Annotated in this window: 7 protein-coding genes; all 7 read left to right on the top strand. The window is 33.5% G+C overall.

Features of this window, described 5'->3' with window-relative positions; genetic code table 11:
- Positions 1-8: 8 nt before the first annotated feature.
- The 7 genes from leuS to CVULP_RS05495 are packed head-to-tail and all read left to right on the top strand — an operon-like array spanning position 9 to position 9602.
- Entirely contained in the window at positions 9-2435 is a 2427-nt protein-coding gene (gene leuS, locus CVULP_RS05525; RefSeq protein WP_099461717.1) for a leucine--tRNA ligase, read from the top strand.
- A complete protein-coding gene (lptE, locus tag CVULP_RS05520) occupies positions 2432-2947 on the top strand; it encodes an LPS assembly lipoprotein LptE (RefSeq protein WP_099461720.1) in 516 nt (171 codons plus the stop codon). Before leuS ends, lptE begins: the two co-directional genes overlap by 4 nt.
- Positions 2928-4310, top strand: a complete 1383-nt coding sequence (locus CVULP_RS05515) for a hypothetical protein (RefSeq protein ID WP_180753086.1) — start codon at positions 2928-2930, stop codon at positions 4308-4310. Before lptE ends, CVULP_RS05515 begins: the two co-directional genes overlap by 20 nt.
- A complete protein-coding gene (locus CVULP_RS05510) occupies positions 4297-5454 on the top strand; it encodes a Mur ligase family protein (RefSeq protein WP_099507814.1) in 1158 nt (385 codons plus the stop codon). The genes CVULP_RS05515 and CVULP_RS05510 overlap by 14 nt, the downstream gene beginning before the upstream one ends.
- Positions 5447-6346 carry a peptidoglycan metallopeptidase Pgp4 gene (gene pgp4 / locus CVULP_RS05505; protein ID WP_099507816.1) on the top strand — a complete coding sequence of 300 codons (900 nt, stop codon included), beginning with the start codon at positions 5447-5449 and terminating at the stop codon, positions 6344-6346. The genes CVULP_RS05510 and pgp4 overlap by 8 nt, the downstream gene beginning before the upstream one ends.
- Positions 6286-6678, top strand: a complete 393-nt coding sequence (locus CVULP_RS05500; RefSeq protein WP_004277066.1) for a bactofilin family protein — start codon at positions 6286-6288, stop codon at positions 6676-6678. The genes pgp4 and CVULP_RS05500 overlap by 61 nt, the downstream gene beginning before the upstream one ends.
- Entirely contained in the window at positions 6678-9602 is a 2925-nt protein-coding gene (locus CVULP_RS05495; protein ID WP_099507820.1) for a DEAD/DEAH box helicase, read from the top strand. Before CVULP_RS05500 ends, CVULP_RS05495 begins: the two co-directional genes overlap by 1 nt.
- Positions 9603-9604 lie beyond the last annotated feature (2 nt).

Genomic DNA, 9604 nt, shown 5'->3' with positions numbered 1-9604 from the left:
GAGAAAAAATGGCTTATGAAGCAAGTGTGATAGAGCAAAAATGGCAAAAAATTTGGCAAGAAAGTGAGGCTTTTGAACCAAAAGAGGATTTTACTCTACCCAAAAAATATATACTTTCTATGTTTCCTTATCCTAGTGGGCGTATTCATATGGGACATGTGAGAAATTATGCCATAGGAGATGCTTTGGCTAGATATTATAGAAAAATGGGCTTTAATGTCTTACACCCAATTGGTTTTGATAGCTTTGGTATGCCTGCTGAAAATGCTGCGATTAAGCACAAAATTCATCCTAAAACTTGGACTTATGAAAATATAGCCTATATGAAAAAGGAACTTTTTTCTTTAGGTTTTTCTTTTTCTAAAAAGAGAATTTTGGCTACTTCTGACCCTATTTATACGAAGTTTGAGCAAGAATTTTTCATTAAGATGTATGAAAGGGGTTTGATTTATACTAAAGAAGCTAGAGTAAATTGGTGCGAAAATGATCAAACTGTTTTAGCAAATGAGCAGGTTGAGGACGGCAAATGTTGGCGTTGTGGGCATGAAGTCGTGCAAAAGGTAATGCCCGGATATTATGTTAAAATCACTGCTTATGCAGAAGAGCTTTTAAAAGAGCTTGAAAGCTTAAAAGGAAAATGGCCTACGCAAGTTTTAACAATGCAAGAAAATTGGATAGGGCGAAGTGAAGGCTTAGAATTTACTTTTTGGCTTGATGAGGAAAGCTTTAAAAGAGCTGATGAGGCTAGTTTTGAAGTCTTTACCACAAGGGCTGATACGATTTATGGAGTTTCTTATGTAGCTTTAGCACCCGAGCATAAAATCGTGCAAAATTTACTGCACAAAAAGTTTTTAGATAAAAAAACGATGAGTCAAATTCAAAAAATGCAAAATCAAAGTCCAAAAGAAAGGCAAAGTGCTGAAAAAGAGGGTTGCTTTTTAGGAATTTATGCTTTGCATCCTTTAACGAAAGAAAAAATTCCTGTATGGGTGGCAAATTTTGTTTTGGCTGATTATGGAAGTGGAGCTGTAATGGCTGTGCCAGCACACGATGAGAGAGATTTTGACTTTGCTAAAAAATATAATTTAAACATTAAACAAGTGATAGAGGCGACAATTTTACCTCACACTCAAAAAGAGGGAAAGCTTTTAGAAAGTGCAGAATTTAACGGCTTAGATTGCAATGAGGCTAGAAATAAAATTGTAGAATTTTTTGAAAAAGAAAAATTGGGAAAAAGAATTATTAATTATAAAATTCGCGATTGGGGCGTTTCAAGGCAGAGATATTGGGGAGCACCTGTGCCTATGGTAAGATGTGAAAAATGTGGCATAGTGCCACAAAAATTAGAAAATTTACCTGTTTTATTACCTGATGATGTGGAGATCACAGGAGAGGGTAATCCTTTAGATAAGCACCCCACTTGGAAAGAATGCGAGTGTCCAAAATGCGGAGGAAAGGCACAAAAAGAAAGTGATACTTTGGATACTTTTTTTGAAAGCTCTTGGTATTATGCGCGTTTTGCAAGTGATGAAAAAACTTGGGAGGATATTAGCATTGAGAAAAAAAGTGCGAAATATTGGCTTGGAGTTGATGAATATATAGGGGGGATTGAACACGCCATTTTGCATTTGCTTTATGCAAGATTTTTTCAAAAGGCTTTAAGGGATCTTGGCTATGTAGAGGGCGATGAGCCTTTTTCTAGACTTTTAACTCAGGGTATGGTTCTAAAAGATGGAGCGAAGATGAGTAAATCAAAAGGTAATGTTGTTAATCCTGATGATATTATTAAAAAATATGGTGCAGATACGGCGAGACTTTTCATACTTTTTGCTGCACCTCCTGCTAAAGAGCTTGAATGGAATGATGATGCATTAGAGGGTGCATATCGTTTTATAATGCGACTTTATGATAGGGCTTTGAAGCTTGAGAGTGGGACATTGGAAGAAATTTCACAAGAGACTTTAAATAAAGAAGAGAAATATGCGAGATTAAAAGTTTATGAGGCTTTGAAAAAATCACAAGAAGTTTATACAAAAAGCTTTGCTTTTAATACTTTAATCGCCGCTTGTATGGAAGCTTTAAATGCTTTTGGAGTTTGTAAAAATAAAGCTTTAGAAAGAGAGGCTTTTTATATTATCTTAAACATTTTAGAACCTATTATCCCGCATATTTGCTTTGAATTGAGTGAGAAATTATTTCATTTTGAGAATTTTAAAAAATTAGAATTAAAACCTGAAGTTTTTGTGAAAGATAGCTTAAATTTGGGCGTGAGTGTAAATGGCAAAAAACGTGCCGAAATCGAGGTCAATGCTTCTTTAAGCCAAGATGAAATCATTTGGTTGGCAAAAGAAAAGGTGGCAAAATGGCTTGAGGGAAAAAGTGTGATTAAAGAAATCTATGTGCCAAATTCTCTTGTTAATTTGGTGGTGAAATGAAGATTATTTTAAATCTTTTCATCGCCTTTTTTATTGTAGCTTGTGGATATGTGCCGACTTCAAAACTTGCGAATAATATATTTGATGAAAAAGTTTATGTTAATGTTGAGCTTAGTCCTTATGATCCTAAAAACAGTATTTTTGTCGCCGATACTTTGAAAGAAATGGTTATCTCTAAACTTGGCAGAAAATTAGCTCTTAAGCACGAGGCTGATGATGTTATTAATGTCTCAATGAATCATTTGGAATTTATTCCGCTTATTTATGATAAAAATGGCTATGTGATTAAATATAAAGCTAGACTTAATTTAAATTTTTATGTGGTTTTTAAAGATGGCGGTGAGGCAAATTTTAATACAAGCGGAAGTTATAATTTTGACATTTCGCCCAATAGCATTATAAGTGATACTGCAAGGCAAATGGCTATAAGAGAGGCTTCTAGAGAGGCTTTTGATGAATTTATTTCTGTGATTGCAATTAGGGGCGCTAAAAATAATGATAAATATCAATGAATTAGCCAAAGAGACGCTTATAGCTCTTAAAGAAAGGGGGCTTAAGCCAACTCCTGAAAATTATAGTGAAATTTTTGAAGAACTTTCACAAAAAAAAGGTTTTAAAAGCTCAAATAAAGCCAAAATAGAAAAATATCAAGCCTTGCTTTTACCACATTTTCAAAGTGAATTGATGAAAAAACCCGTTCGCACTTTAGAGGAGCTGATTAGCTTTTTAATTTCTACATTAAATCGTCAAAGTGGTAAGCAATTTAGTGAATTTTTTGAGCTTTTAAGCACGATTTCTAAGACTTTACAAATAAGTAAAGATAAGAAAATTAAAGATCTTGCGAAGATTACTTCGATAAGAATTTCTAAAACGATGGATAGTGAGAGCATTTATCTGCTTGATAAAAAGTGGAGAGAATTAGAGCGTGTGTATGAAGATGAGAGCGTGGATAAGGAGCTTCGCTCCTTAAATATTGGTCGTTATGATGATTATGAATTGACAATTAAAAAGCTTGTTGAAAAGCTAAATCAAAGGACTTTTGAGCGTTTTGCTGAATTTATTACAATGTGTCTAAATCCTAGTTTGGTGGAGGATTTGAAAATTCAAGGTTTTGCTGCGAATTTAAGTTCAAATCCTAGCGTTTTAAATGAAACAAATTTTAAAAACGAACTGGGTCAATTTGTAAATCGACGCATTGTGGTTGATAATATGTATGTGCAAAAGAATCTTAATTTTTTTGATGAAAATCTTAAGAAAATCAATGAGCTTTACCTTCTTTTAAGTAAGCAAAATAAACAAAATTTAGATTTTGTCGATGGACTTTGTCCCGATGAAAAGGGAGAGGTGAAACTTAGTTTTGAGGACTTAAAGTCTAAATTTAGTGAGTTAAATGAAAAAATTTCAAGCTTAAATACACAAATTCAATTTGCACAAAATTTGGAGGAGAGAGAAAGCTGGAGTGTGGTGAAAGAACTTGAAAAACTTGATGAAAATTTTATAAAATATAAAGTCAATTACTCTTTAGCACTTTTTAGAATTAGCAATTACCGCTTCATAATGGAAAAATATGGAATGGGAAATTTAAATGAAATTTTTGTCAGGTTTAAGAAAATTTTAAAAGAAAGTTGTGGGGAATTTGATGAGCTTTGGATGATTGATGAAAAAAGCTATCTTATCATAGCTCCTGGGAGGGATAAGGCGGACATTGCAAGTTTGGTGGAGCGAAATTTAACTTTAATTGAAAATTTTAGATTTATATATAAACAAGATGTGATACGCCCTAAAATTAGCGTTTCTTTTATGGATAAGGCAAGTAAGCCTGAAGTTAGTATTTTAGAAGAATTATTAAAGCAAATGAACGATGAGCTTGAGTGAATTTCTAGCAAAAAAGAGTGAATTTTACAGCAAAATTGACCCCTTTGTTGCCTTTAGAATTTTTGAAAAATATCAAAAATATTTTAAAATCCCGCCCATTATCCATATTGTTGGCACAAATGGTAAGGGTAGCACGGGGCGTTTTTTAGCCCAGCTTTTAGAAATTTTAGGCTATGAAGTGGGACATTATAGCAGTCCGCATTTATTTGAATTTAGGGAGAGATTTTATCTTAAAAAAGGTATAGTAGATGAAGATTTGCTTGAAAAAACACATCAAAAATTAAGTCTTATTTTACAAGAAGATTTAGAAAAATTAAGCTATTTCGAATACGCCACTTTTTTAGCCGCTTTGCTTTTTGAAAAATGTGATTTTGTCATTTTTGAAGCGGGGCTTGGGGGAGAGTATGATGCAACTTCTGTTTTTAAGAAGCGTTTAAGTATTTTTACGCAAATTGATTATGACCACGAGCAGTTTTTAGGAAATACTTTAGAAAAAATTGCAAGAACGAAATTGAAAACTATGGCAAAAAAAGCCTTAATTAGCACAAATCAAAATGAAAGTATTCTCAAAATGGCTCAAAAAATCGCCCTTTTAAAGGGAGCCAAATTGTGTATTTTGAAGGATTTAAGTTCTGATTTGTTGGAAAATTTAGAACCTTACAAAGCTAAGTTTAAATTACCTCTTTTTTTGGAAAATAATCTTAAACTTGCCTTAAAAGCTTGCGAAATTTTACTTTCAAAATCGCAGACAATCAAAGCTTTGCAAAATTTAACTAGCTTAAATTTAAGGGGACGCCTTGAAAAATTGAAAGAAAATCTTTATATTGATGTGGGCCATAATGTCTTAGCAGCTAGAGCTTTGTGCGAATATTTTAAAGATGAAAAAATAGAAATTGTTTATAATGGTTTTTTAGATAAAAAAATTTTTGAAATTTTAAAAATATTAAAGCCTATCAGTGCTAGAATTATGGTTTTTAAATGTGAAAATGAAGTTAGAGCTTTGGCAAATGAGCAAATTTTTGAGTTTTGCAAGGAGCTTAACATAGAGTGCGAAGAGTTTAAGAGGCTTGATGAGGGTAAAAAAACCTTGGTTTTTGGCTCTTTTGTTTTGGTGGAAAAATTTTTAAAGGATTATGGTGCTTAAGAATAAATTTACCATTACCATTTCGGATATTAATGGCTCTAGGCATTTTTATCTTAATCAAATTATTAAAAAAATTGTCTTATATATCATCGCTTTTGTATTTTTATTTTTAATTTCTAGTGGTTTTTATATTAAATATTTAGATAGTAAAGTTGATGCGTTAGATAGTAAAAGAGAAGAATTGCTTAAAAAAAGCAAAGAACTTGAAACGCTTAATGCAACAATGCAGCAAAGCCTTGATGAAAAAGCCGCACAATACGCTGTTATAGAGGATAAAATCGCTTCTTTTGAAGAGGCTTTAGGGCTTGAAAATGAAAATAATCTTACTATTAGTGCCAGACTTGAAAATCTTAATCTTACAAACGACCAACAGCAGGGTATTTTAAATCAAATTCCAAATGGCTGGCCTATTGCAAATAAGGGCATTACTGGTAAATTTGGTTGGAGAGAGCATCCTATTTTAAAGCGTAGAGAATTTCACCCCGGCATTGACCTAGCCGCAAGTGTTGGCACTCCTATTTATGCACCAGCTAGTGGAGTGGTCGAATTTTCAGGATATAGTAATAATGGTTATGGTTATAATGTCATTTTACTTCATAATTTCGGTTTTAAAAGCGTTTTTGCACATATGATGCGTAAAGATGTGGTTAAGGCTGGAGATTTTGTGAATAAGGGAGATTTGATAGGTTATACTGGTAATACTGGACTTTCAACGGGTCCGCATTTGCACTATGAGGTGCGTTTTATCAATAAAACCTTAGAACCTTTATATTTTCTTAATCTCAAAAGAAAAAATATGAACGAATTTTTTAATCAAGAAAGGAGAGTTTCATGGCAATCTTTAATAAAGGCAGTGTCAGCCCAGCAAATCCAAGCTCGGAAACAACAGTAATTTCATCGGGAGCTAAGATTGAGGGTAAGTTTTATTTTGCATCTATGCTTCATGTTGATGGGGAGTTAAATGGCATTATCCATTCAGAAAGTATAGTTGTTATCGGTAAAAATGGAAATTTAAAAGGTGAGTTAAAATCCGATAAAATAGTCGTTAATGGTGTTTTTGAAGGGGAGCTTGAGGCAAATAGTCTTGAAATTTTAGCAGGTGGATTTGTAAGTGGAAATATTGTCATTAAAGAAATTTCCATAGAAAGTGGAGGGCGTTTCAATGGCAGCTCTAAGATAAAAGAAGACGAGCCTGTGAGAATGATAGAAAATACCATTGATTAATGCAAGCGTCTTTTTTTGAGTATCTCAAAAAGGGTCATTTTTGCGAATTGTTGCTTTGTGAAAATGAAAAAGAAGCAGACTTGCTTGCTCAAGTGAGTGCCTTTTTTGAGATAAAAAGCTTTGTTTTACCTGATTTTAGAGCGGAATTTGGCGATGATTTACGCGCTTTTTCTAAAGAGCTTTTTGAGCTTTGTAAAGTTTTAAATGCTTACCATAAAGAAAATTCCAAAAAAATTCTCATTTCTCCTTTAGCAAGTGTTTTGAAAAAACTTCCATCAAAAAAGCATTTGCAAGGTTTTATACTGGATAAAACCAAGCCTTTTAATGTGGAGCTTTTAAAAGATGAATTTTTACGTTTGGGTTATGAATTTGTCGATATGGTGCAAGATAAGGGAGAGCTTTCTTTAAGAGGGGAGGTGCTTGATATTTTTTGCATTAATGAAGAAAAGCCTGTGCGAATTTTGTTTTTTGGGGAGGAGATTGAGAGCATTAGATATTTTGATTTAGACACGCAAAAATCTATCCCAAGTGAGCTTGATAAACTTGAAATTTGCCCCTTTTTAAGCCATTTTTCTCAAAGTGCTTATGAGGAATTTGAGGAGAGGTTGGAGAGCTTTGAAAGTAAGGCTTTGATTAAGGATATTAATTCTTTGGGTTTTTGGTGCGTTGATGATTTTGAGGATTATTTAAAGCTTGATTTTAAAAGCATTAAAAAATTTGATACAAGCTTTGAAAATGTTGATTTTATCAATACAAAAATTTTACCAGAAGCTAGTGTTTATAGAGATTTGCAAAGTGTTTATAATCAAGATTTTTTCGCTCTGCATCAAAATAAAAAAATTACTATTTTAGCACAAAATGAAGCCCTTTTTAAGCAACTTGAACTTGATATGTCAAGTGTGATTTTTAAGCAAAGTGCTTTAAGGCTTAATGTTATTAGTAGTGATGAGATTATACTTTCTTTAAATAAAAAAGATAAAAAAAGGCAAAAACGCAAGGCAAATTTAATCTTAGACGAGCTTAAAATCGGCGATTTTATCGTGCATGAGGATTATGGAGTGGGGAAATTTTTAGGGCTTGAAATGCTGAATATTTCTGGTGCTAAAAAGGAATTTGTCGCACTTTCATATCAAAATAATGACAAACTTCTCTTACCTGTGGAAAATCTTTATATGATTGATAAATATTTGGGTGTTGGGGGTGCTATACCCTTGCTAGATAGACTGGGAAAAAGCACTTTTATAAAGCTTAAAGAAAGGCTTAAAACTAAGCTTTTAGCCCTTGCTTCGCAAATTATTGCTATGGCAGCAAAAAGGGCGTTAATTAAGCCTAAGGAGCTTAAAATCGACCTTGAAGCACAGGCGGATTTTGTGCAAAGGGCAGGGTTTTCCTACACGGAAGACCAAGTCAAAGCTTGTGAAGAAATTTTAGAGGATTTTAAAAGCTCTAGGGTGATGGATAGATTATTAAGCGGTGATGTGGGCTTTGGTAAAACAGAAGTAGCGATGAATGCCATTTTTCCCGTGCTAAAAAGTGGCTTTAGCGTCTTTTTTTTCGTGCCAACGACCCTTTTATCACATCAGCATTATCAAAGTCTTAAAAGGCGTTTTGAGGAATTTCATCTTAAGGTTTTTAAGCTTGATCGCTTTACAAGTGCTAAGGAAAAAAAGCATTTACTAGAGGAGCTTAAAAAAAACACGCCTTGCGTTGTTGTCGGCACACACGCACTTTTAAGCGTTGAGTGTGAAAATGTCGCTTTGGTGATTATCGATGAGGAGCATAAATTTGGCGTGAAACAAAAAGAAAAACTCAAAGAATTTTCCCAAAATTCCCATCTTCTTTCGATGTCTGCTACGCCTATACCAAGAAGCTTAAATCAAGCTTTAAGCTCCATTAAATCTTATAGTATTTTACAAACCCCGCCTGAAGATAGACTTGATGTAAGAAGTTTTGTAAGAGAGAGCGAGGACGCACTTCTTAAAGAGGCTATTTTAAGAGAGCTTAGAAGAGGGGGGCAAATTTTTTATATCCATAATCATATTGCAAGTATTAAGCAGTGTGAAAAGCATTTAAAAAACCTTTTTAAAGACCTAAGAATTCTTATTTTACACTCTAAAATAGACGCTAAAACCACAGAGGAAGAGATGCTTAAATTTGAAAATAAAGAGTATGACTTGCTTTTATGCACTTCGATTGTGGAAAGTGGTATAGATTTGCCTAATGTTAATACCATCATCATTGAAAAAAGTGAGCGTTTTGGTATGGCTGATTTACATCAGCTTAGAGGAAGAGTTGGCAGGAGTCATAAGCAGGGTTATTGTTATTTTTTAGTTGAGGATAAGGCAAATTTGAGTGAGGCGGCTTTAAAAAGGCTTGTTTCTTTGGAGAGTAATTCTTTTCTTGGGGCGGGTTCTTTACTAGCTTATCACGATCTTGAGATAAGAGGAGGAGGGAATTTACTAGGGCTTGATCAAAGCGGACATATAGAACAAATTGGTTATAGCCTTTATCTTAAAATGCTTGAAGATGAGTTAAATAAGCTTAGTAAAAATGAAAGCGTGCGTGAAAATAAGCTTGATTTAAAACTTGGTATCAATGCCTTTTTAAACCCTGATTTAATAGCTGAGGATAGTTTAAGGCTAGAGCTTTATCGCCGTCTTAGCAAGTGTGAGGATAATGCTTTGCTTTATGAGATTGAGGCGGAGATTGAGGATAGATTTGGCAAACTTGATCTTTATACGAAGCAATTTTTAGCACTCATTCGCATTAAAATTTTAGCCAGTGGAAAATTTAAGGCAATTAGCAATTATATGCAGAATATCCAGCTAGTCAAGCTTAACGATGAAAAAGAAGTGATTAAGGCTAAAAGCAAAGATGAAGATGATATTTTAGAGGCTATTTTGGTGCATTTAAGAAAGGCTTAATG

The sequence above is a fragment of the Campylobacter vulpis genome, assembly GCF_014217995.1.
Classification (GTDB): Bacteria; Campylobacterota; Campylobacteria; order Campylobacterales; family Campylobacteraceae; genus Campylobacter_D; species Campylobacter_D vulpis.
Note: the sequence above shows the minus strand (reverse complement) of the source record. Positions and strands in the feature narration are given on the sequence as shown.

Excerpts from the sequence above, each read along its gene's own strand:
- leuS (WP_099461717.1), top strand. The coding sequence starts at position 9 with ATGGCTTATGAAGCAAGTGTGATAGAGCAAAAATGGCAAAAAATTTGG.
- lptE (WP_099461720.1), top strand. The coding sequence starts at position 2,432 with ATGAAGATTATTTTAAATCTTTTCATCGCCTTTTTTATTGTAGCTTGT.
- CVULP_RS05510 (WP_099507814.1), top strand. The coding sequence starts at position 4,297 with ATGAGCTTGAGTGAATTTCTAGCAAAAAAGAGTGAATTTTACAGCAAA.
- CVULP_RS05500 (WP_004277066.1), top strand. The coding sequence starts at position 6,286 with ATGGCAATCTTTAATAAAGGCAGTGTCAGCCCAGCAAATCCAAGCTCG.
- CVULP_RS05495 (WP_099507820.1), top strand. The coding sequence starts at position 6,678 with ATGCAAGCGTCTTTTTTTGAGTATCTCAAAAAGGGTCATTTTTGCGAA.